General features: G+C 67.4%; 16 protein-coding genes. 14 read left to right on the forward strand and 2 right to left on the reverse strand.

Annotated features, from left to right (window positions below):
- Positions 1-6 precede the first annotated feature (6 nt).
- The 5 genes from GJV26_RS17800 (at position 7) to GJV26_RS17820 (ending at position 10,802) form a co-directional block, all read left to right on the forward strand.
- Positions 7-372 (forward strand): response regulator transcription factor, encoded by a 366-nt coding sequence (locus GJV26_RS17800; protein ID WP_155710006.1) that lies wholly within the window; start codon positions 7-9, stop codon positions 370-372.
- Positions 372-1,001, forward strand: coding sequence for a chemotaxis protein CheW (locus GJV26_RS17805; RefSeq protein WP_155710007.1), 630 nt, complete (start codon positions 372-374; stop codon positions 999-1,001). The genes GJV26_RS17800 and GJV26_RS17805 overlap by 1 nt, the downstream gene beginning before the upstream one ends.
- A 24-nt stretch (positions 1,002-1,025) precedes the next feature.
- A complete protein-coding gene (locus GJV26_RS17810; protein WP_155710008.1) occupies positions 1,026-3,341 on the forward strand; it encodes a methyl-accepting chemotaxis protein in 2,316 nt (771 codons plus the stop codon).
- Positions 3,338-9,055 carry a hybrid sensor histidine kinase/response regulator gene (locus GJV26_RS17815; protein WP_155710009.1) on the forward strand — a complete coding sequence of 1,906 codons (5,718 nt, stop codon included), beginning with the start codon at positions 3,338-3,340 and terminating at the stop codon, positions 9,053-9,055. The genes GJV26_RS17810 and GJV26_RS17815 overlap by 4 nt, the downstream gene beginning before the upstream one ends.
- A 145-nt stretch (positions 9,056-9,200) precedes the next feature.
- Positions 9,201-10,802: an alkaline phosphatase D family protein gene (locus GJV26_RS17820; protein WP_155710010.1), complete on the forward strand. Its 1,602-nt coding sequence runs from the start codon at positions 9,201-9,203 to the stop codon at positions 10,800-10,802.
- Between the two features lie 47 nt (positions 10,803-10,849).
- On the opposite strand, the gene GJV26_RS17825 is transcribed toward GJV26_RS17820, so the two are convergent.
- On the reverse strand, positions 10,850-12,310 hold the full coding sequence (locus GJV26_RS17825) for a cryptochrome/photolyase family protein (protein WP_155710011.1): 1,461 nt from the start codon (positions 12,308-12,310) through the stop codon (positions 10,850-10,852).
- A gap of 182 nt (positions 12,311-12,492) precedes the next feature.
- On the opposite strand from GJV26_RS17825, the gene GJV26_RS17830 reads away from it, so the two are divergent.
- The 6 genes from GJV26_RS17830 to GJV26_RS17855 are packed head-to-tail and all read left to right on the forward strand — an operon-like array spanning position 12,493 to position 17,193.
- Positions 12,493-13,158 (forward strand): YqgE/AlgH family protein, encoded by a 666-nt coding sequence (locus GJV26_RS17830; protein ID WP_155710012.1) that lies wholly within the window; start codon positions 12,493-12,495, stop codon positions 13,156-13,158.
- Positions 13,151-13,558, forward strand: a complete 408-nt coding sequence (gene ruvX, locus GJV26_RS17835; RefSeq protein WP_155710013.1) for a Holliday junction resolvase RuvX — start codon at positions 13,151-13,153, stop codon at positions 13,556-13,558. Before GJV26_RS17830 ends, ruvX begins: the two co-directional genes overlap by 8 nt.
- 2 nt (positions 13,559-13,560) lie before the next feature.
- On the forward strand, positions 13,561-14,082 hold the full coding sequence (pyrR, locus tag GJV26_RS17840) for a bifunctional pyr operon transcriptional regulator/uracil phosphoribosyltransferase PyrR (protein ID WP_155710014.1): 522 nt from the start codon (positions 13,561-13,563) through the stop codon (positions 14,080-14,082).
- Positions 14,083-14,088: 6 nt separating this feature from the next.
- Entirely contained in the window at positions 14,089-15,054 is a 966-nt protein-coding gene (locus GJV26_RS17845; protein WP_155710015.1) for an aspartate carbamoyltransferase catalytic subunit, read from the forward strand.
- A 20-nt stretch (positions 15,055-15,074) separates the two neighbouring features.
- A complete protein-coding gene (locus GJV26_RS17850; RefSeq protein ID WP_155710016.1) occupies positions 15,075-16,382 on the forward strand; it encodes a dihydroorotase in 1,308 nt (435 codons plus the stop codon).
- A gap of 4 nt (positions 16,383-16,386) precedes the next feature.
- The gene (locus tag GJV26_RS17855) at positions 16,387-17,193 is read left to right on the forward strand and encodes a lysophospholipid acyltransferase family protein (protein ID WP_155710017.1); all 807 of its coding nucleotides are present in this window, start codon (positions 16,387-16,389) and stop codon (positions 17,191-17,193) included.
- A gap of 21 nt (positions 17,194-17,214) precedes the next feature.
- Here the strand turns inward: GJV26_RS17855 and GJV26_RS17860 are convergent, their stop codons facing one another.
- Positions 17,215-18,066 carry a symmetrical bis(5'-nucleosyl)-tetraphosphatase gene (locus GJV26_RS17860; protein WP_155710018.1) on the reverse strand — a complete coding sequence of 284 codons (852 nt, stop codon included), beginning with the start codon at positions 18,064-18,066 and terminating at the stop codon, positions 17,215-17,217.
- A 462-nt stretch (positions 18,067-18,528) separates the two neighbouring features.
- Between GJV26_RS17860 and GJV26_RS17865 the strand changes: the two genes are divergently transcribed.
- From GJV26_RS17865 to GJV26_RS17875, 3 genes are all read left to right on the forward strand, one after another.
- Positions 18,529-19,626, forward strand: coding sequence for an MraY family glycosyltransferase (locus tag GJV26_RS17865; RefSeq protein WP_155710019.1), 1,098 nt, complete (start codon positions 18,529-18,531; stop codon positions 19,624-19,626).
- A gap of 66 nt (positions 19,627-19,692) precedes the next feature.
- Entirely contained in the window at positions 19,693-20,001 is a 309-nt protein-coding gene (locus GJV26_RS17870) for an H-NS histone family protein (protein ID WP_155710020.1), read from the forward strand.
- 346 nt (positions 20,002-20,347) lie between these two features.
- On the forward strand, positions 20,348-21,730 hold the full coding sequence (locus tag GJV26_RS17875) for a phosphomannomutase/phosphoglucomutase (RefSeq protein WP_155710021.1): 1,383 nt from the start codon (positions 20,348-20,350) through the stop codon (positions 21,728-21,730).
- Positions 21,731-21,735: the final 5 nt, after the last annotated feature.

A 21,735-nucleotide genomic window follows, 5' to 3' on the forward strand; every position in this document is an offset into this window, starting at 1 on the left:
CATGCCATGGCCATCCGCCGAATCCTGATCGTCGACGATTCCCCCACCGAGCGCTATTACCTGTCCGATATCCTGGCCCGCAACGGCTACGTGGTGTCGACGGCCGAGAGCGGTGAAGAGGCGCTGCTGCGTATCCGTGCCGAGAAGCCGGAGCTGATCCTGATGGACGTGGTGATGCCGGGCGCAAACGGCTTCCAGGTCACGCGCTCGATCGCCCGCGACCCGGAGCTGCAGCACGTGCCGGTGATCATCTGCTCGTCGAAGAACCAGGAAACGGACCGCATCTGGGGCCTGCGCCAGGGCGCCAAGGATTACCTCGTCAAGCCCGTGAGCGCGGCCGAGCTGCTGTCGAAGATCGCCGCGCTGAGTTGATGGCTGACGCGGAGCACGAAGGCGAGCGCCGCAGCCGGCTGCGCCAATACCAGGTGCAGTTGCTGGAACGGATGCAGGCCGCGCAGGCCACCGGGGCAGCCGCCGCGCGCGAGCTGGGCGTGCTGATCGGCGCGCGCCATTGCCTGCTGGACCTGACCCAGGTCGGCGAGATCGTTCCGTTCCAGTCCGCAACGGCGGTACCGCTCACGCAGCCGTGGTACCTGGGCCTGGCCAATGTGCGCGGCAACCTCGTCGGCGTGATCGACCTGGGGGCTTACCTGGCGGCCGAATCGGCTGATTCATCGGGTTCGCATTCGCCGGCGCATCCGGCTGCTCATTTGCTTGAGCATGGGCCCGCGCACACGCCCGAACACGTCGGCGACGCCGTGCCTGCCGTCACCGAAACCCGGCTGCTGACGTTTGCCGCCTGCATCAAGCTGCCCTGCGCGCTGGTGGCCAGCCGGGTGCTCGGCCTGCGCCGGCTGTCGGACATGCAACCGGCCGGCACCGGCACGGCGGCCCCGGCCTGGTGCGCCGAACGGTATGTCGACACCGATGGCCAGTCATGGACCCGGCTCGACCTGGCCCGGCTGGCGCGCGAACCACGTTTCCTGCACGTGGGACCATAGCCACCACCGATCGGAAAGGACGCGATGCGATTCAAGTTTTCACGGCAAGGCCGGCAGGAGCCGCCGCCCGATTCCAGCTTCGCCGATGGCGGCGATTCGCAGTTCGCCCATGGCGGCCCGGGTGCTTCGGATGCCGACGCGCCGCTGCGGCTGCGCGATGCGCTGCGCCGGCGCGCCAGCGAAGGCGCCGCGCAGGAAGCGGCGCCGGCGCTCAGGCTGCCCCTGATCGGCCACCTGCCGCCGCAGCGGCAGCTCAGCTACCTGGTCACGGCACTGGCGGTCGTGCTGGCGCTGTCGGCCGGCCTGGTAGCGCTCAACGCGCAGCACGGCGCGGCCGGCGCGGCCGCCACGCAGCTGGCGGGCGATGCGCTGATGCATTCGCAACGCATCGGCAAGGCGGCGCCCAACGCGCTGCAAGGCAGCGAAGAGGCATTCCGCCAGCTCGACGAGAGCCGGCGCGAACTGGAACGCGACCTGGCGCTGCTCGATACCGGCGGCAGCTACCGCGGCCGCAGCGTTGCCGCCGCCGGCGGCGCGCTGCGCGGGGCGGTGGCGGATGCCCGCGCCCAATGGGCCGCCACGGCGAAGGCGGCCGATACGGTGCTGCGCCACCGCGGCGACCTGGCCGACGTCGAGAAGTCGTTGCGCGCCCTGGACGCGCTGGCGCCGCAACTGCTGGGGCAGGCCGAAGAAATCATGGCGCTGCGGCTGCAGCGCGGTGCCGGCGCGCGCGAGATCGCCGCACTGGGCCGCCTGGCGATGCTGACCCAGCGGATGAGCCTTGGCACCGCCGAATTCACGGCCGCCGGCGGCATCCGCTCCGAGACGGCGTTCCAGCTGGGTCGCGACATCACGACCTTCCGCGCGACCGTCGACGCGCTGCTGAACGGCGGCGGCAGTGGCGACGACGGCCCCGGCATCGCGGCCGTCCGCGAGGCCGACGTGCGCGAGCGCCTGGCCGCGCTGCAAACCGGCTTCGAACAGTACCAGGCCCAGGCCGGCGCGATCCTCGGCCGGCTCGACCGCCTGCTGGCGGCGCGCAATGCCGAGCGGCTGATCTTCCGCCAGAACGAGAACCTGCGCCAGAGCCTGGCCAGGCTGCTGGACGGCTACCGCGGCGCGCAGGAATCGCTGAACTGGACGTTCTGGCTGATGGTGGCCGGCGGCATGCTGGTGCTGCTGACGGGCGCCGCGATCGGCCGCGTGCTGCTGCAGGATTCGTACAACCGCACCCGCGGCGCCGAGCAGCGCCGCCGGCAGGCGGAAGCGCAGCGGCTTCAGGCGCAGCAGCAGGAAGAGGCGGCGAAGGCCGCGAATGCCCGGAACCAGGCCGCGATCCTGCGGCTGATGAACGAACTGCAGGAAGTGGCGGACGGCGACCTGACCGTGCAGGCCACCGTGTCGGAAGACATCACCGGCGCCATCGCCGATTCGGTCAACTACACGGTGGAGGAATTGCGCGGGCTGGTGGGCCGCGTGACGGCGACGGCCGGGCAGGTGACGGCCGCCTCCACCCAGGCGCAGGGCGTTTCCACCGCGCTGCTCGCCGCCTCGCAACAGCAGGCGCGCGAAATCCGCGATACCAGCGCGACCGTGCTGCGGATGGCGGCCGAGATCACCGAGGTGTCGAAGTCCGCCGCCGGCACGGCGGACGTGGCGCGCCAGTCGGTGGTGGCGGCGCGGCAGGGCGCGGCGGCGGTGCAGGATACGATCGCCGGCATGAACGGCATCCGCGAGCACATCCAGGAAACGAGCAAGCGCATCAAGCGGCTGGGCGAATCGTCGCAGCAGATCGGCGAGATCACGGAACTGATCTCGGACATCACCGAGCAGACCAATGTGCTGGCACTGAACGCGGCGATCCAGGCCGCCTCCGCCGGCGAGGCGGGGCGCGGCTTTTCCGTGGTGGCCGAGGAAGTGCAGCGGCTGGCGGAGCGCTCGGCCGGCAGCGCCAAGCAGATCGGCGCGCTGGTGCGCGCGATCCAGGCCGATACGCACGATGCCGTGGCGGCAATGGAACGGTCGACGCTGGGCGTGGTCGAAGGCGCACGACTCTCCGATGCGGCCGGTGCCGCGCTGGAGGAAATCGAGCGCGTGTCGCACCAGCTGGCCGAGCTGATCGAAGGCATGTCGCACGCGACCGGCGCGCAGGCGGCATCGGCCGGCGGCGTGGCGCGGCACATCGGCCATATCCTGCAGGTCACGGAGCAGACCCAGGCCGGCACGCAGCAAACCGCGCAGTCGGTGCGCCAGCTGTCGGCGCTGGCCCAGCAACTGAAGGATTCCGTGTCGCGCTTCCGCATCGGCAACCAACAACCTGAACAAGCAGCGAGACCATGAGCGAGACCGAATTTGCCCCCAACTCCTTTGATCCGGGCCCGCTGTCGTGGGTGATGGGCGAGATCCGCGAGGCGCTGGGCCGCTCGCGCACGGCGCTGTTCGAGGCCGGCGGCCTGGAGCCGGAAGACCAGGCCACCGCGCTGCGGCTGGCCAAGTCGCACCTGCACCAGGCGCACGGCGCGTTGCTGATGGTGGACGTGGACGGCGTGGCCGCCATCACGCAGCTGGCCGAAGATGCGCTGGACCGCTTCAAGGACGGCACCGTGAAGTGCAGCGCCGACCATGTGGCGGTGATCGGGCGGCTGTACGGCGCGCTGGTCGAACACCTGGAAGAGCTGCTGGACGGCGCGCCGTTCCAGCCGGTGCGGCTGTTCCCGTATTACGCGGCCGCGCAGCAGATGCTGGGCGCGCCGCGCGTCCACCCGGCCGACCTGTTCTTTCCCGACCTGGCGCGCGAATCGGCATTGCCGCCGGCGGCCGGCGAAGAGACCGGCGATGCCGCATTGCGACAGCACGAGGTGGACCATGCCGCGCTGCGACAACGCTTCGAGCGCGCGCTGCTGCCGTACCTGAAGTCCGGCGATCCGGCACAGGCGCAGCCGCTGGCCGCGGTGATCGCCGAGGTGGCCGCGGCCCAGGCCGCGCCGCGGGGGCGGGTGTTCTGGCTGGCGCTGCAGGCATTCGCGGAACTGGTGGTGGACGGCCACGTACCGGGCGGCGTGTATGTCAAACAGCTGTTCGGCGCGGCCAACCTGCAGATGCGCCGGCTGGCGCAGGGCGCGCCGGAAACCCCGGACGCGGTGCTGCGCGACGCGCTGTTCTTCATCGCCGCGGCGGAGCCCGGACACCTCGCGCCGCTGGCGCGCCAACTGCGCACCGGCTTCGCGCTGGACGGCATGGTACCGCCCGACTACGCGACGGAGCGTTACTGCCACCTCGACCCGGAAGCCCTGTCGCGCGCGAAGGAAGGGCTGGACGCGGCCCGCGCCGCATGGCAGCGGCTGGAGGCGGGCGACGGCGGCGCGCAGGCCGGCTTCGGGCAGGCGGTGGCGCTGGTGGCCGCGGCCAGCGACAAGCTGGGTGTCGCGCCCCTGGCCAACCTGATGCGGGAACTGGCGGCGGTCGCCAACGTGGCCACCGCCGCCGGCCGCGGCGAGACGCTGGGCCTGGAGATGGCCACGGCGCTGCTGTTCGCCGGCCATGGCCTCGGGCAGATCCGCCATCTGCCGGACGATTTCGCGGCCAGTGCGGCCACGATCGGTGCCCGCCTGCAGGCGCTCGCGGCGGGGCAGGAGCCGCCCGAACCGGCGCAGTGGCAGCAGGGCCTGGCGCAGCGGCTGCGGCAGGACGACACGGTGGTGGCGCTGTCGCAGCAGATGAAGGTGGCGCTGCGCGATGTGGAGCGCGGACTGGACGATTTCGCCGCCGACCCGGCGGCCCGGCCGCAACCGGCGGCGCTCGATGGCGTGCTGCACCAGCTCGAAGGTGCGCTGGCGATCACCGACCAGCCGGAAGCGCAGGCCGCCGCGGCGCACGTTCGGCGGCAGGTGGCCGCCCTGCTGGCCGGTGCCGGCGAGCCGGCGCCGCCGGAACAGGGCGAGGAACTCGACCGTATCGTGCAGAACGTGGGCGCGCTCGGCTTCTTCGTCGACATGCTGGCGCAGAACGCCGCCGGCGCGCGCGAGCGCTTCGCGTTCGATGCCGCGCAGGGCACGTTCCGCGCGATTCCGCTGCGCAAGATCGCCGGGCCCGAATCGATCCCCGTGCTCGATGAAGAAGTACCGGCGCCGGCCGAGCCGGCACCGGCCGCCGGCAGCACCGTGGTCGCGGGCGCCAGCGACGCGGCGATCGAGGAAGAGCTGCTGGAAATCTTCATCGGCGAAGCGCAGGAAGTGCTGGCCTTCGTGGATGCTGCGCTGGCCAGGCCGCGAGCCGAGGCCGCCACGCCGGACAGCCTGGCCACGCTGCGCCGTTCGTACCACACGCTCAAGGGCAGCGGGCGGATGGTGGGGCTGAACCAGTTCGCCGATGCCGCCGGCGCGCTCGAGAAGGTCATGAACGCCTGGCTGGCCGGGGGACGCACGGCCGACGAGGCGCTGTTCGGCCTGCTGAAATGGGCGGCCGCCGAACTCAATGCCTGGGTCGGCGAACTGGTAGCAAAGGGTATTTCGCCGCGCAGTGCGGCGCCGGTGATGGCCGCGGCCGCGCAGGTGCTGGAAGGTGCGCCGTTCGTGTCGTCCGACGACAGGGCGGCACCGGCGGAGCCGCCGCCGGCCGAACCGTATGTGACGGACGAGAACGCGACGGAAGCATCCGCGATTGCCGCGCCGGACATGGCGGCACCGGACATGGGGGCACCGGACGCCGGCGACGGCATGCGTTTCGTCGGCCGCCTGGCCGTGCCGGCGGCACTGTTCGACATCTACGTGGCCGAAGCCACCGCGCTGGCGCAGGCGCTGGCGCGCGACTTCGACACGTGGCGCCGGCAGGGCGAACTGGACCCGGAAGCGCTGCACCTGGCGCATACGCTGACGGGTACGTCCGGCACGGTCGGCTTCAAGCCGTTGCGCGAACTGGCCTTCGCGCTCGAAACCACGCTGCAGGCCGCGCCGGGCACGCTGCACGACCCGGCGCACCACGACCTGTTCGACCTGGCGATCGGGCGCGCGGCCGGCATGCTGGCCAGCTTCGCGGCCGGCGAGATGCCGCCCGCGCAGCCGGAGCTGATCGCCGCGCTGGAGCGCCTGCACGACGAGCTGGCCCGTGCGCATGCCGCCGGTCCCGACGTGGCCGCGCGGCTGGATGGCATGCTGGCGGAACCGGAAGAAGAGCCTGCAATATCGGAACAAGAGCCTGCGGTATCGGAACAAGAGCCTGCGGTATCGGAACAAGAGCCTGCGGTATCGGAACAAGAGCCTGCGGTATCGGAACAAGAGCCTGCCGTGCCGGAAGATGCGCCGTCCGCAGCAGCGCCGGAGCCCGCTGCGCCGGTCGACGCGCTGGCGGTCCGCCTGGACACGCTGTTCACCGACACCTATCACGCGCTGCTCGGGAAGCCCGTCGCACCGGATGAGGGGACTGCGGTATCGGAAGGAGCGCCTGCGGCAGCGGCCGAGGAGACCGCTGCGCCGGTCGGGGAGCTGGAGGCCCGCCTCGACACGTTGTTCAGCGATACCTATCACGCACTGCTTGCCGTGCCGTCGCCGGCACCGGAGCAAGGCACGGCGCCGCCGTTGCGGCCACAGCTGGTAACGCAGGACGAGTCGATCGACGACCTGTTCAACGCCGCATTCGACGATGCCTTCGCGGAACCGCCGCTGACGCAGGCCTCCGTGCCGCAACCGGCGCCGGCAGCGCCGCCCGAATCCCCGGCGGAACCGCAAGCGCATGGTCCGGCGCCGGCCGGCGCGGCGGAAGCAGGACCGGCCGATGCGCCGGACGTGCAGGCAATGCCGCTGCCCGAGCCCGAACCGGCGCTGCCGGCCGTGGCGGACGAACTCGACCCCGATCTGCTGCCCGTGTTCCTGGAAGAGGGCGCCGACCTGCTGCCCCAGGTGGGTGCCGCGCTGCGCGCCTGGCAGCATGCGCCGGCCGACACCGCGCAGCCGGCCACGCTGCAGCGCGTGCTGCATACGCTGAAGGGCAGCGCGCGGATGGCCGGTGCCATGCGCCTGGGCCAGCATGCGCACGAGATGGAGACCCATGTCGAGGATATGGGCGACCCGGCGCCGGCCGCGTTCGAAGGCTTGCTGGCCCATTACGACCACGCGCTGCTGCTGTTCGAGCAATTGCAGCACCCGCCGGCCGCGGCGGGCGCCGCGCCGGCGGCCACCCCTGCCGACAGCGAGGCGGCGGCAACCCAGGCGCCACTGGTGCGCGTACGCGCCGACATCCTCGACCGCCTCGTCAACCAGGCCGGCGAGGTGGCGATCGCGCGCTCGCGCGTCGAAAACGAAGTGGCCGCGCTGCGCACCGCGCTGGCCGACTTCGAGGGCAACCTGGCCAGGCTGCGGCTGCAGCTGCGCGAAGTGGAGATGCAGGCCGAATCCCGGATTGCCTCGCAGATTGCCTCCCGGATCGCCACGCGGCCGCCGGCCGCCGGCGAGCGCGAATTCGATCCGCTCGAGTTCGACCGCTACACCCGGCTGCAGGAACTGACGCGGCTGATGGCCGAGAGTGTCGATGACGTGGCGTCGTTCCATGCCGGGCTGCTGCAGTCGGTGGACAGCGCCGGCGACGACCTGGCGCAGCAGGCGCGGATGACCCGCGAACTGCAGCGCGATCTGCTGCGCGTGCGGATGGTGCCGTTCGCCAGCATCGCCGAGCGGCTGTACCGCGTGGCACGGCAGGGTACCAAGGAATTGGACAAGCGCGTCAACCTGGATATCCGCGGCGGTTCCGTGGAGATGGACCGGAGCGTGCTGGAGCGGATGGCGGGCCCGTTCGAACACCTGCTGCGCAACGCGATCGTGCACGGTATCGAGCCGCGCGAGGCACGCACCGCCGCCGGCAAGCCCGAGACGGGCGAGGTGGTGGTGCAGGCCAGCCAGCAGGGCAACGAGATCGTGCTGGAATTTTCCGACGACGGCGCGGGGCTCGACCTCGGCCGCATCCGCTCCCGGGCACGCGAACGGGGCCTGTTGAACGAGACCGGGGAAGCCGGCGACGCCGGGCCCGCGGACGCGGACGTGGCGAACCTGATCTTCGAGCCCGGCTTTTCCACGGCCGACGCGCTCACCGAACTGGCCGGCCGCGGCGTGGGCATGGACGTGGTGCGCTCGGAGGCGCAGTCGCTGGGCGGCAGCATCGACATCCACACGGTGCCGGGGCAGGGCACGCGGTTCACGATCCGCCTGCCGCTGACACTGGCGGTGACCCAGGTGGTGCTGCTGTCCGCCGGTGGACGGACGCACGCCGTGCCCGCCGCGCTGGTGGAGCAGGTGCTGCAGGTGAAAGCCGCGGCGCTGGACGAAGCCGCCGGCCGCGTCGACGTGGCCGGCCAGGCATTGCCGCTGCATTACCTGCCGGCGCTGCTCGGCGATCCGCATGCCAGGCCGCCGGCGCAGCGGTCGGTGCCCGTGCTGGTGCTGCGTGCCGGGAGCGACCGCCTCGCCCTGCGCGCCGACGAAGTGCTCGGCAACCGCGAGGTGGTGGTGAAGAATACCGGGCCGCAGCTGGCCCGCGTGCCGGGCATCGCCGGCGCCACCGTGCTGGGCTCCGGCGAGATCGTGCTGATCCTGAACCCGGTCGTGCTGGTCCAGCACCTGGCGCAGCACGTGGCGCAGCAGCCGCGGCCGCGCATGCCGATACCGGCCCCGCATGCGTCGGCGGGCACCATCATGGTGGTCGACGATTCGCTTACCGTACGCAAGGTTACGCAGCGGTTGCTGGAGCGGGAAGGCTACACGGTGATGCTGGCGAAGGATGGCGTGGATGCGCTGGAGCAGATCGCCGCACGCAAGCCGGACCTGATGCTGGTCGATATCGAGATGCCGCGGATGGACGGCTTCGACCTGACGCGCCACGTACGCGCCGCTGCCGCCACGAGCGAGATCCCGATCATCATGATCACCTCGCGCAGCGCGGAAAAGCACCGCAGCCTTGCGCTGCAACTGGGCGTGAACGCATATTTCGGCAAGCCGTACCAGCAGACCGTGCTGCTGGGCGCGATCGCCGGGCTGCTGCCGGCGCGGGGAGCACCGGAGGAGGGGTGAGGGCGGAGCAAGCCCCGCCCTGGCCGGCGCGGCTTTGTGCCGCGTTATCCCGCAAACAGCTCCCGCCGGCCGTCCCGCTGCCGATTTCATCGCCAGGTCATATTAAAAAACTAAGCTTGCCCTCTTGCAGATAACCGGAGCAAGCATGACCTCATTCATTTCGCGCCGCCGTTTCCTTTCCCAGGGCGGGGTGCTGGCGGGCGGTTCGGCACTGGGCGGATCCCTGCTGTTGCAAGGCTGCGGCGGCAGCCATGCGGCAATCGGCGTCAGCGACAGCGAACGCCCCAAGATGCCGTCGGGCATACAGTTCGGCGACATCACGGACAACAGGGCGATCATCTGGAGCCGCAGCGACCGCAACGCGCAGATGATCGTCGAATACGATACCAGCGAGCGTTTCAGCAATGCCAGCCGTATCGCCGGCCCCTATGCCAGCGACGCCACCGATTTCACGACCCGTGTCGACCTGAGCGGCCTGCCCGCAGGGCAGACGGTATTCGTGCGCGTGCGCTACGTGGACCCCGACAATTCGAGAATCGAAAGCGAAACCTTGTCCGGCCAGTTCCGGACCACGCCGGCGGCTGGCGCCACCCGGGCGGTGCGCTTTCACTGGAGCGGCGACCAGTGCGGCCAGGGCTGGGGCATCAACACCGATTTCGGCGGCATGAAGATCTATGAAGCGATGCGCCTGCGCGACCCGGATTTTTTCGTCCACAACGGCGACACGATCTATGCCGATGGCCCGATCCTGGCCCAGGTGACGGCGGAGAACGGTCAGATCTGGCGTAACCTGGTCACGGAAGAGGTGAGCAAGGTGGCGGAAACGCTGAAGGAATACCGGGGCCGCCATGCCTACAACATGATGGATGCGAACTTCCGCAAGTTCGCCGCCCAGGTGCCGCAGGTCTGGCAATGGGACGATCACGAGGTGACGAACAACTACAGCGCCGCCAAGGACCTGTCGGCCGACGCGCGCTACACGGAAAAGAGCATCGCCACCCTCACGGCCCGCGGCCGCCGCGCCTTCCTCGAATATGCGCCCATGCGCTATTACAAGCAAAGCGAACCGCAGCGCATCTACCGCGCCATTTCGCACGGCCCGCTGCTGGACGTATTCGTCGTGGACATGCGCAGCTACCGGGGGCCGAACAGCACCAACCTGCAAACCACGGAAGATGCCGGCTCGGCATTCCTGGGCAGCGAGCAGGTGGAATGGCTGATCGCCGGGCTGAAAGCCTCGACCGCGACCTGGAAAGTCATTTCCGCCGACATGCCGATCGGCCTGAACGTCGGCGACGGCAAGGATGCGCAGGGCAACGCGCTGTGGGAAGCGCTCGCCAACGGCAACGATGGCGTCCCGCTCGGCCGCGAACTCGAAATGGCCCGCTTGCTCAGCAGTATCAAGGCGGTTCCCAACGTGGTCTGGATCACCACCGACGTCCATTATTGCGCCGCGCACTATTACGACCCGGCAAAGGCACAGTTCACCAACTTTTCCCCGTTCTGGGAATTCGTTGCCGGCCCGATGAACGCCGGCGCCTTCGGCCCGGGCGTGCTCGACAAGACCTTCGGCCCGACCGCGGTATTTTCGAAAAGCCCGCTGATCCAGAACTCCTCGCCGTTTGCCGGCTACCAGTTCTTCGGCGAAGTCAACATCGACCCGCGGACGAAGGCGATGACGGTCGAACTGTTCAACCTCGACGGGGTATCGCAGTTCGCCCAGACGATACCGGCGGCGGGCGTCTGATTGTCACAAACCGTGGCTGCGGCGGCGCATTCCGGGCCGCCAGAAGGTCAGCCGCGTGCCTTGACGACTTCGAACCGCTCCAGCGTGCGCTGCCGTGCCTCGGCATGGTCGACGATGGGCGCCGGATAACCGTCCACGCCGCCGTGCAGCCACGGCGCGTGGATGGCCTTCGACGACAGTTCGCGCAGCGGCGGCAGGTGGAAGCGGATGAAGTCGCCATCCTTGTCGAACCGCTCCGACTGCGTGACCGGGTTGAAGATGCGGAAGAACGGCTGCGCGTCGCAGCCGCTCGAGGCGGCCCACTGCCAGCCGCCGTTGTTCGATGCCAGTTCGTAATCGTTCAGGCGCAGCGCGAAATAGGCTTCGCCGCGCCGCCAGTCGATGCCCAGGTCCTTGCACAGGAAGCTGGCGGTCACCATCCGCAGCCGGTTGTGCATGAAGCCGGTGGTATTCAGCTGCGCCATCGCGGCATCCACCAGTGGATAACCGGTGCGGCCTTCGCACCAGGCGGCGAACAGTTCATCGGCGGCCGGGCCGGTTTCCCACGCGACCCTGTCGTATGCGGGCTTGAACGACGCATGCACCACGTGCGGGTTGTGGAACAGGATCATCTGGTAGAAATCGCGCCATACGAGCTCGGAGAGCCACGTGGCGCCGCCTTCGCCCGCCTGGCCGCGCGCCGACAGTTGCAGCACCGTGCGCACCAGGTGCCGGATCGACACGGTACCGAAGCGCAGGTGCAGCGACAGGTGGGAGGTGCCGTCGCGTGCCGGGTAATCGCGTTCGGTGCCGTAGCCGGCCAGGCGCGGCAGGAACGCGTCGAACAGCGCGGCGCCGCCGCTCATGCCCGGCGTCACGCCGATATCGGCCAGGCCGGTGTCGTCGAAACCGATGTCTTGCAGCGAAAGCAACTGCGAGCGGCCGGGCGCGAACGCCGCCGCGTGCGGGTCGACCGGCCACGGCGCCAGGGCGTCGGGCTGCGCTTCCAGGCGCTTTCTCCATGCATTCCTGTAGGGCGTGAACACGCCGAGGGGCTTGCCGGCCTGCGACAGCACTTCGCTTTTCGCGAAGATCACCCCGTCCTTGAACAATCTTAATGAACGGCCAGCCGCTGCCAGCGCGTCGGCCACGCCGCCGTCGCGGGCGATGGCGGCGGGATCGTAGTCCTCGTTGGCGTACACGGCGGTAACGTCGAGCGCGTCCGCCAGGGCCGGAATTTCCGTACGGGCGTCGCCGTGCCGCACCAGCAGGTGCCCGCCGAGTGCTTCCAGTTCCGTCGCCAGTTCGGCCAGCGATGCATGGATGAACGCAACGCGCCGGTCATCGCGCGGCAACCCATCCAGGATCGGACGGTCGAAGATGAAGACACAGAAGACGGGGGAATCGCCGTTCCGTGCCGACGCCGCGCCCGCCAGCAGCGCGTGATGCAGGGCGGCATGGTCGAAGGCGCGCAGGTCGCGGCGAAACCACACAAGGATGCCGCGGGAGTTGGATTTGCTTTCGTGCATGTTCAGGCTCAAGTCGGGGAACGAATTATTGCTTACCATCAGTTTATAGAGCGCCACCGTGGTTTGGATGGCCGTTCCGGCAATTCATAGTAAACTGTCGATGTGGCGGCAGTTTCCGCCCGTCATTGAATAAGTATCAAGCAAGCAACCAAGCAACAACAGTCCAGCGAAGAGAGACGCTTATGAAAAAGAGCAAAGTAAGCAAACCGCTACCTGTGCCCGGGCTGTTACAGGATAGCGGGTCCCCGCTGCACGAGATGGAATCGAAGGAATCGTTTGCGACGCCCGCGCTGAACCTGGCAAACCACTTCCTGATCGCGATGCCGTCGATGCAGGATCCCGTATTCGGCGGCACGGTCGTCTATGTCTGCGAGCACAACGAGAACGGCGTGCTCGGCGTGGTCATCAACAAACCCACCGACATGACGATGGAAGTGCTGTTCGAGCGCATCGACCTGGAAGTGACGGCCGGCGGCGACGGGATGACTTCCAGGCCGATCATGTTCGGCGGCCCCGTGCAGGACGACCGCGGCTTCGTGCTGCACACGCCCGGCACACGTTACTCGTCGTCGCTGACGGTGACCGACGAGGTGGCGTTCACCACGTCGATCGACGTGCTGGAAGCCGTCGCCAAGGGCTCCGGGCCGCAGCGCATGCTGGTATCGATCGGCTATTCGGGCTGGAGCCCGGGCCAGCTCGAGGACGAGATCAGCCGCAACGGCTGGCTGACGGTCGATGCCGATCCGGCCGTGCTGTTCGAGGTGCCGATCGAAGAGCGTTACGTGGCCGCGATGAAACTGCTGGGCATCGATCCGTTGATGCTCACTTCCGAAGCGGGTCATGCATAGTTCAATCCAGGCGCCGCAAACCCTGTTCGGCTTCGACTTCGGCATCAAACGTATCGGTGTAGCGATGGGCAACACGATGATCGGCCAGGCCAGCCCGCTGGCGGTCATCGAGTCCATCGACAATCAATCGCGCTTCGCGGCAATCCAGGCCCTGATCGACAAGTGGGGCCCGACGCAATTCATCGTCGGGCTGCCGCTGTATCCGGACGGCGCCGAACACGAGATGACGGCGCGCTGCCGCCGCTTCGCCAACCAGCTGCACGGCCGCTTCGGCATCCCCGTCGAGCTGGTCGACGAACGCTATTCCTCAGCGGTGCTGTCCGCCAAGCGCGGCGAGCTGATCGACGACCGCGCCGCCGCCGTCATCCTGCAACAGTATTTCGACCAACATACCAATTGACCATGTCCCTTATTGATCCCACTCAGCTGGATGCCGAGGCGCTGTACGCCGCGCTGCTGGACCAGGTGAAGGCCGGCCTGGCCGGCGCGCACGAGCCGGCGATCGTCGGCATCCATTCCGGCGGCGCCTGGCTCGCCGAACGCCTTGCCCAGGATCTCGGCATGAGCGAGCGCTGTGGCGTGCTCGACGTTTCCTTCTACCGCGACGATTACGCGAAGAAGGGCCTGCCGGCGGACGTGAAGCCGACCAATATCGGCTTCGACGTGGCCGGCGCCACGATCCTGCTGGTGGACGACGTGCTGTACACGGGCCGCACCACGCGCGCCGCGATCAACGAACTGTTCGACTATGGCCGTCCGGCGCGCATCCTGCTGGCCGCGCTGGTCGACCGCGGCGAGCGCCAGTTGCCGGTGGCCGCCGATTTCGTGGCCGCACATACCCGCGTCGCGCCCGGCCAGGCGCTGCGCCTCCAGCAGGGGGCGGACCGACGATTCAACCTGACCATCGAACACGAATCCGCGTAAATATCCATGCTTAATCCGCAACTGAACAAACACGGCGAGCTGCAGCACCTGCTGTCTACCGAAGGCCTGCCGAAGGCCATCATCAACCAGATCCTCGACACCGCGAGCTCTTTCGTCAGCGTGTCCGACCGCGAGGTGAAGAAGGTGCCGCTGCTGCGCGGCAAGAGCGTGTTCAACCTGTTCTTCGAGAACTCCACGCGCACCCGCACCACGTTCGAGATCGCATCGAAACGCCTGTCGGCGGACGTGATCAACCTGAACATCTCGGCATCGTCCGCCAGCAAGGGCGAATCGCTGCTGGACACGATCGACAACCTGGCCGCCATGCATGCCGACATGTTCGTGGTGCGCCACGCGCAGTCCGGCGCACCGTACCTGATCGCCAAGCACCTGCAGGACACGAAGCAGAACCACGTGCACGTGGTGAACGCGGGCGACGGCCGCCATGCCCACCCCACGCAGGGCCTGCTGGACATGTACACCATCCGGCACTACAAGAAGGATTTCACCAACCTGCGCGTGGCGATCGTGGGCGACATCCTGCACAGCCGCGTGGCGCGTTCGGATATCCACGCGCTGACGACGCTGGGCGTGCCGGAGATCCGGGCGATCGGGCCGCACACGCTGCTGCCGGGGGGGCTGGAGCAGCTGGGAGTGCGCACGTTCACCAACATGGACGAAGGCCTGAAGGATGTCGACGTGATCATCATGCTGCGCCTGCAGAATGAGCGCATGAGCGGCGCGCTGCTGCCTTCGGCGCAGGAATACTTCAGGAGCTATGGCCTGACGCCCGAGCGCCTGGCGCTGGCCAGGCCGGATGCGATCGTGATGCACCCGGGCCCGATGAACCGCGGCGTGGAAATCGATTCGGCGGTGGCCGATGGCCCGCAGGCGGTGATCCTGCCGCAGGTCACGTTCGGGATCGCGGTGCGGATGGCCGTGATGAGCATTGTCGCAGGGACCCAGGGATAAAAAGGCAAATGAGCGCAGGAATGAGCAATCTTCATATCAAGAACGGCCGCGTGATCGATCCGGCCAACGGCGTGGACGCGGTGCAGGACCTGTACATCGTCGACGGCAAGGTGGCCGCGCTGGGCACGGCGCCGGAAGGTTTCGGCGCGGCGCGCACGATCGACGCCACCGGCCTCGTGGTGGCTCCGGGCCTGGTGGACCTGGCGGCGCGCCTGCGCGAGCCGGGCTACGAATACAAGGCCACGCTGGAATCGGAAATGCAGGCGGCATTGCATGGCGGGGTGACGAGCCTGGTCTGCCCGCCGGACACGGACCCGGTGCTCGACGAGCCGGGCCTGGTGGAAATGCTGAAGCACCGCGCGCGCAGCCGCAACGGCGCGCATGTGCATCCGCTGGGCGCGCTGACGATGGGCCTGAAAGGCGAGGCGTTGACGGAAATGGCCGAGCTGACCGACGCCGGCTGCATCGGCTTCGCACAGGCCGAGATGCCGGTCACCGACACCAACGTGCTGCTGCGCGCCCTGCAATACGCGAAGACGTTCGGCTATACCGTGTGGCTGCGCCCGCAGGATGCGTACATCGGCAAGGGCGGCGTGGCGCACAGCGGGCCGCTGGCCTCGCGCCTGGGCCTGTCCGGCGTGCCGGTGATGGCGGAAACCATCGCGCTGCACACGATCTTCGAACTGGTGCGCTCGACCGGCGCCAGGGTGCACCTGTGCCGGCTGTCCTCGGGCGCGGGCCTGGAACTGGTGCGGGCGGCCAAGGCGGAGGGCCTGCCGGTCACCTGCGATGTCGGCGCGCACCACGTGCACCTGACCGATGCGGACATCAATTTCTTCGACCCGAACGCGCGCGTGACGCCGCCTTTCCGCACCCAGCGCGACCGCGACGCGATCCGCGCGGCGCTGGCGGACGGCACGGTCGATGCGATCTGCTCGGACCATACGCCCGTCGACGACGATGAGAAACTGCTGCCGTTCGCCGAGGCGTCGCCGGGTGCCACGGGCCTGGAACTGCTGCTCTCACTGGCGCTGAAGTGGGGCGAGACGCTGTCGCACAATGGCGGCAACGGCAACGATCACCTGTTCAAGGTGCTGCAGCGGGTCACGTCCGACCCGGCCCGCGTGGCCGGCCTGGATGCCGGCCACCTGCGCGTAGGCGCCGCGGCCGACGTGGTGCTGTTCGACCCGGCCGACCGCTGGCTGGTGGAAGCATCCGCGCTGGCGAGCCAGGGCAAGCACACGCCGTTCCTCGGCTACGAAATGCCGGGCAAGGTGCGGGCGACCATCGTGGCCGGCCGGGTCGCGTACGAACGGAAGGCCGCCTGAGTCGATGATTCTTGCCTTGCGCATTGCGCGGCTCGTCTTCCACCTGCTGTCCGGCATGGCGATCTGCGCACTGTTCTTCCCGTGGATCGACCGTGAGGCACGCGAGATCCACATCCGCCGCTGGTCGCGCCACCTGCTGGGCATCTGCAACGTGCACGTGCAGATCACCGGCGGCAGCGCGGCGCCGCGCGCCCAGGCCCTCGTGGTTGCCAACCACGTGTCGTGGCTGGATATCTTCGTGCTGAACGCGCTGTATCCATGCCGCTTCGTGGCCAAGGCCGAGATCCGTTCATGGCCGCTGGCCGGCTGGCTGGTCGAGCAGGCCGGCACCGTGTTCATCGCGCGCGGCAACCGGCGCGACTTGCGCCGCGCGTTCGAAGGGCTGGTGACGGCGCTGAAAACCGGCGAGCGCGTGGCGTTCTTCCCGGAAGGAACCACCTCGCCGCAGGGCACGCTGCTGCCGTTCCATGCCAACCTGTTCGAGGCGGCGGTGGATGCGAAGTCGCGGGTGCAGCCATACGCGATCCGCTACATCGACCACGAACGCAAGCCGCATCCTTCGGTGGAATTCATCGGCGACATGACATTCGCGCAGAGCGTGGTGGCGATCCTGTCCGGCAAGCCGATCCACGCCCGGGTCACGATCCTGCGTTCGATGAAATCGGAAGGCATCAACCGGCGTGAACTCGCCGAGCGTTCCTACCAGGCGATCCGCGAGGCACTCGGCATCGCGGTCCCGGAAGAGCAGCCGCCTTCGGAAGCGGACGAGGAGCCCGGCAAGGACGATGTCTGGCACCGGAAGGGCGGCTGACAGGAGTTCTCAGGCAGCCGCTCAGCCTTTTCCCTTGGCGCGCTGGAACTCGGGGCACTCCACCTGCAGCAGCGAACGGTCGTCCAGGCACACGGCCGACAGCTGCCCGCCCCACACGCAGCCGCTGTCGAGCGCGATGTAGGAGGGCGTGATGCGCAGCCCCAGCGCCGACCAGTGGCCGAATACCACGGTCACGTCCTGCGTGCGGCGGCCGGGCACGTCGAACCACGGCATCAGCCCGGTAGCGGCGTCGACGCTGGCGCTTTCCTTCAGCTTGAAATCCATCTCGCCATCGGCACTGCAAAAGCGCATCCGGGTCAGCGCGTTGACGATGCAGCGCAGCCGCGCCGTGCCGCGCAGGTCGTCGTCCCAGCGGTCCGGCTGATTGCCGTACATCCCGGCCAGGAACCCGGCCCATTCCGGTCCGCGCAGCGCCGCTTCCACCTCGCCCGCCAGCGCGATCGTCTGCTGCGCACTCCATTGCGGCAGCACGCCGCCATGCACCAGCAGGTGGTTTTTCGTATGGATCGCGAGCGGGCGTTCGCGCAGCCAGTGCAGCAGGGCTTCGCGGTCGGGGGCGGCAAGGATGGTGTCGAGCGTATCGGAACCCGATTCCGGACGAATGCCGTTCGCCACGGCGAGCAGGTGCAGGTCGTGGTTGCCCAGTACTGCATCGATGCGGCCGCCGCTGCCTTGTGCCAGCGCCTGCACGTAACGCAGCGTGGACAGCGAATCCGGGCCGCGGTTGATCAGGTCGCCACAGAACAGGATGGCTGGCGGCTCTGCGCCATGTTCCCGTTCCAGGATATGCTCTACGAGCTCGACTGTCTCAGCGTGGCATCCCTGCAGGTCCCCGATCGCATATGTCCGCATACCGCTCCATCGTTGGCCGCGGCAATGACAGGCCGTGGCGCTCTTCCCATGTCCGTCGGGATTGTTAAAAATTTACTTCCAGGACAGGGATACTAAATGATTTTCGTGACCCGCGGGGCCGGGTTTACCCCCTTGCATTGTGACCGCATCGGTCGTGCGATCGGATAAAGCGGGTGCGCAATCGCACCAGGCTGGCGCGGACCGGCAACCCGAGCCATCCGGCACCACGCCGGAATGCCGCACGTCATCGCCGTCTGTAGTTGCCTGGATGTATCGAATGGTAAGCAGCCCGGGGCTATCGGGCGAGTGGAGGTAGAATCCCGGCGCCTTCTCGCGGCGGTGCTGGATGACCGCTATTTTCCAGTTTCCTCTTATTAATCCGGTACAATCGCTGGTTGGCATGCAGACAATGCCCGTTGCTGCAGTGCGGTATCGCCCGACCACCGACCGATTTTCGACTACATGTTTTCTTTCCTTGTGAGTTTTGTCGCTTCAGCCTTGCTGACCTTATTGGTCATCAAGGAGTCGCGGCTGCACGGGCCCGCGCTGGACGCCGATTTCAACGGCGTGCAGAAAGTGCATGCGCACAGCGTTGCCCGGATCGGCGGGCTGTCGATCTTTCTGGCCGTGGCACTGTCGGCCTGTATTTCCGTATGGCGCGTGCCGGCGCTGACAACATGGATGCTGTCGCTGATGGCGTGCAGCGCGTGCGCATTCGTCGGCGGCATTGTCGAGGATTACACCGGACGGGTATCGGCTTCCCGGCGCCTGGTACTGACGATGGTCGCGGCATTGCTCGGCTATTATCTGCTCGATGCCCGGATCGACCGCATCGACTGGATCGATGCGGTCTGGTCATTGCCATATATCTGGCTGACATTGCCCCTGACCGTATTATCGGTGGCCGGTATTGCCAACGCCGTCAATATCATCGACGGATTTAACGGCTTGGCTAGTGTTGTCACGATATGCATGCTGCTTTCCCTCGGTTATGTAGCATTGCAGGTGAATGATATGTTCGTGCTGGTCGCGGCGCTGATGGTGGCCGGCGCTACCGCGGGCTTCCTGATCTGGAATTATCCGGTCGGCCTGATATTCCTCGGCGATGGCGGCGCCTACTTTATCGGCTTCATGCTTGGCGAACTGGCACTATTGCTGGTGATGCGCAATCCGCAAGTATCGACCTGGTATGCGGCATTGCTGCTGATCTACCCGGCATTTGAAACATTGTTTTCCGTGTACCGCCGCATGTTCATTCGCGGCAAGTCGCCGGCGATGCCGGACGGTATCCATCTGCACAGCCTCATTTTCCGGCGCGTGGTGCAATGGGCCGTGGGGCACAAGGATGCCCGCGCACTGATGCGCCGCAATTCATTGACGTCGCCTTACCTCTGGATGTTTTCACTGATGGCCGTAATACCCGCGACGGTATTCTGGCGCTATACGGGCGTGCTGATGCTGTTTTGCCTGCTGTTCATTATCAGCTATGTCTGGTTATATGTGCGGATCGTTCGATTCAAAGCGCCACGCTGGATGATTCGCCACAAAAAAAACCAGTAATTTTCGAACTTGGTGTATATTTCGCACAGAAACAAGCTCCCTTACATTCTCATGAAGGAATAGACAATGGATCTGTCGAATCTGTCGGCGTCGGAATTACGCAATCTGCAGGAACAACTGAAGCGCGAGCTGAAAAAACGCGAATCGCAGGACTTGCAGCAGGCAAAGGACGAGATTTTCGCAATTGCCCAGCGCGTGGGCTTGCCTTTGAAAGACCTGATCGCCACCAATTCACGCGGCAAAGGCGGCACCGTGGCTGCCCGCTTCCGCAATCCGGGCGACGCCGGCCAGCAATGGACCGGCCGCGGCCGCCAGCCGAAATGGGTGAAGGACTGGGTCGATTCCGGCAAGTCGATCGACGACCTGCGTATTTAAACAGGACCTCGATAACCTGTTGCGCAACGCCAGCCGCCGGTCTGCGGTATTCCGTAGCGGCGGAACGGCTGTATCAAGCGGCCGTGCCAAAGTACGGTTCCGGTCCTCAGTGAGGTCTGACATTGCTCGGTACGGCTTCTCGAGGCATCGAGGCACCACGTCAAAAGCAAGGGCCTGGCGAGCGCGAAAACCGGCGCGAGAACAGGCTGTTGTAAACGGCCAGAGCGCGTGATCCGATGGTGCGGGGCAGCAGGGACACTTGCCTGCCGCCCGCATCGCACTTACTATACCGGTTGTTTCCATTTTACAAAGCCGGCTGCCCACTCAGCCCGGGCTCCCGACATTCATGGTCTCCCTCTCGAAATCCATCTTCAAAGCGTACGACATCCGCGGCATCATCGATAACACCCTCGACGAAGGCGTAGCCCGCCAGATCGGCCACGCCTTCGGCGCGGCCGCGCTGGCCAAGGGCGAGCGCAGTGTCGTGATCGGCCGCGACGGCCGCCTGTCCGGTCCGGCACTGGCGGCCGCGCTGGCCGAAGGCCTGCGGGCCGCCGGCGCCGACGTCATCGACCTGGGCGTGGTCGCCACGCCAATGGTCTACTTCGGCACCAATGTGCTGGAAACAAAGTCCGGCATCATGGTCACCGGCAGCCACAACCCGCCCGACTACAACGGTTTCAAGATGGTGCTGGCCGGCGAAGCGATCTACGGCGACGCGATCACGGGCCTGTACGACCACATCGCCAGCGGCACCCTGGAGGCGGCCGCGCAGCCGGGCGGCTACCGCACGCACGATATCCGCGCCGCCTACCTGGAACGCATCATCGGCGACGTGAAGATCGCGCGGCCGATCAAGATCGCCGTCGACTGCGGCAACGGCGTGGCCGGCGCGTTCGCGGGCGACCTGTATCGCGGCATGGGCTGCGAAGTGATCGAGCTGTTCTGCGAAGTGGACGGCAATTTCCCGAACCACCACCCGGACCCGGCGCACCCGGAAAACCTGCAGGATCTGATCCGCGCGCTGCAGGAGAGCGATGCCGAAATCGGCCTGGCCTTCGACGGCGACGGCGACCGCCTGGGGCTCGTCACCAAGGACGGCCAGATCATCTATCCGGACCGCCAGATGATGCTGTTCGCGGCCGACGTGCTGTCGCGCGTGCCGGGCGAGCAGATCCTGTACGACGTGAAGTGCACGCGCCACCTGGCGCCGTACATCGAGAAATCGGGCGGCAAGCCGCTGATGTACAAGACCGGCCACTCGCTGGTGAAGGCCAAGCTGAAGGAAACCGGCGCCCCGCTGGGCGGCGAAATGAGCGGCCACATCTTCTTCAAGGAACGCTGGTACGGCTTCGACGACGGCCTGTACGCCGGCGCGCGCATGCTGGAAATCCTCACGAAGGAACAGGATCCGTCCGCGCTGCTGAACGCGCTGCCGCAGTCCGACAGCACGCCGGAACTGCACCTGCACCTGCAGGAAGGCGAAAACTTCGCGCTGATGGACAAGCTGCGCGCGGACGCGACCTTCCCCGGCAATGAACGCATCATCACGATCGACGGCCTGCGTGTCGAGTATGCCGACGGCTTCGGCCTGGCGCGTTCGTCCAACACCACGCCGGTGATCGTGATGCGCTTCGAAGCCGAATCGCCGGAAGCGCTGGCTCGCATCCAGGGCCAGTTCCGCGACGTGATCCTGACGGCGAAGCCGGACGCGCAACTGCCGTTCTGATCCGC

The organism is Pseudoduganella dura, assembly GCF_009727155.1.
GTDB lineage: Bacteria > Pseudomonadota > Gammaproteobacteria > Burkholderiales > Burkholderiaceae_D > Rugamonas > Rugamonas dura.

Excerpts from the sequence above, each read along its gene's own strand:
- GJV26_RS17805 (WP_155710007.1), top strand. The coding sequence starts at position 372 with ATGGCTGACGCGGAGCACGAAGGCGAGCGCCGCAGCCGGCTGCGCCAA.
- GJV26_RS17820 (WP_155710010.1), top strand. The coding sequence starts at position 9,201 with ATGACCTCATTCATTTCGCGCCGCCGTTTCCTTTCCCAGGGCGGGGTG.
- GJV26_RS17830 (WP_155710012.1), top strand. The coding sequence starts at position 12,493 with ATGAAAAAGAGCAAAGTAAGCAAACCGCTACCTGTGCCCGGGCTGTTA.
- pyrR (WP_155710014.1), top strand. The coding sequence starts at position 13,561 with ATGTCCCTTATTGATCCCACTCAGCTGGATGCCGAGGCGCTGTACGCC.
- GJV26_RS17865 (WP_155710019.1), top strand. The coding sequence starts at position 18,529 with ATGTTTTCTTTCCTTGTGAGTTTTGTCGCTTCAGCCTTGCTGACCTTA.
- GJV26_RS17800 (WP_155710006.1), top strand. The coding sequence starts at position 7 with ATGGCCATCCGCCGAATCCTGATCGTCGACGATTCCCCCACCGAGCGC.
- GJV26_RS17870 (WP_155710020.1), top strand. The coding sequence starts at position 19,693 with ATGGATCTGTCGAATCTGTCGGCGTCGGAATTACGCAATCTGCAGGAA.
- GJV26_RS17815 (WP_155710009.1), top strand. The coding sequence starts at position 3,338 with ATGAGCGAGACCGAATTTGCCCCCAACTCCTTTGATCCGGGCCCGCTG.
- GJV26_RS17825 (WP_155710011.1), bottom strand. The coding sequence starts at position 12,310 with ATGCACGAAAGCAAATCCAACTCCCGCGGCATCCTTGTGTGGTTTCGC.
- GJV26_RS17875 (WP_155710021.1), top strand. The coding sequence starts at position 20,348 with ATGGTCTCCCTCTCGAAATCCATCTTCAAAGCGTACGACATCCGCGGC.
- GJV26_RS17850 (WP_155710016.1), top strand. The coding sequence starts at position 15,075 with ATGAGCAATCTTCATATCAAGAACGGCCGCGTGATCGATCCGGCCAAC.
- GJV26_RS17855 (WP_155710017.1), top strand. The coding sequence starts at position 16,387 with ATGATTCTTGCCTTGCGCATTGCGCGGCTCGTCTTCCACCTGCTGTCC.
- GJV26_RS17810 (WP_155710008.1), top strand. The coding sequence starts at position 1,026 with ATGCGATTCAAGTTTTCACGGCAAGGCCGGCAGGAGCCGCCGCCCGAT.
- GJV26_RS17845 (WP_155710015.1), top strand. The coding sequence starts at position 14,089 with ATGCTTAATCCGCAACTGAACAAACACGGCGAGCTGCAGCACCTGCTG.
- GJV26_RS17860 (WP_155710018.1), bottom strand. The coding sequence starts at position 18,066 with ATGCGGACATATGCGATCGGGGACCTGCAGGGATGCCACGCTGAGACA.
- ruvX (WP_155710013.1), top strand. The coding sequence starts at position 13,151 with ATGCATAGTTCAATCCAGGCGCCGCAAACCCTGTTCGGCTTCGACTTC.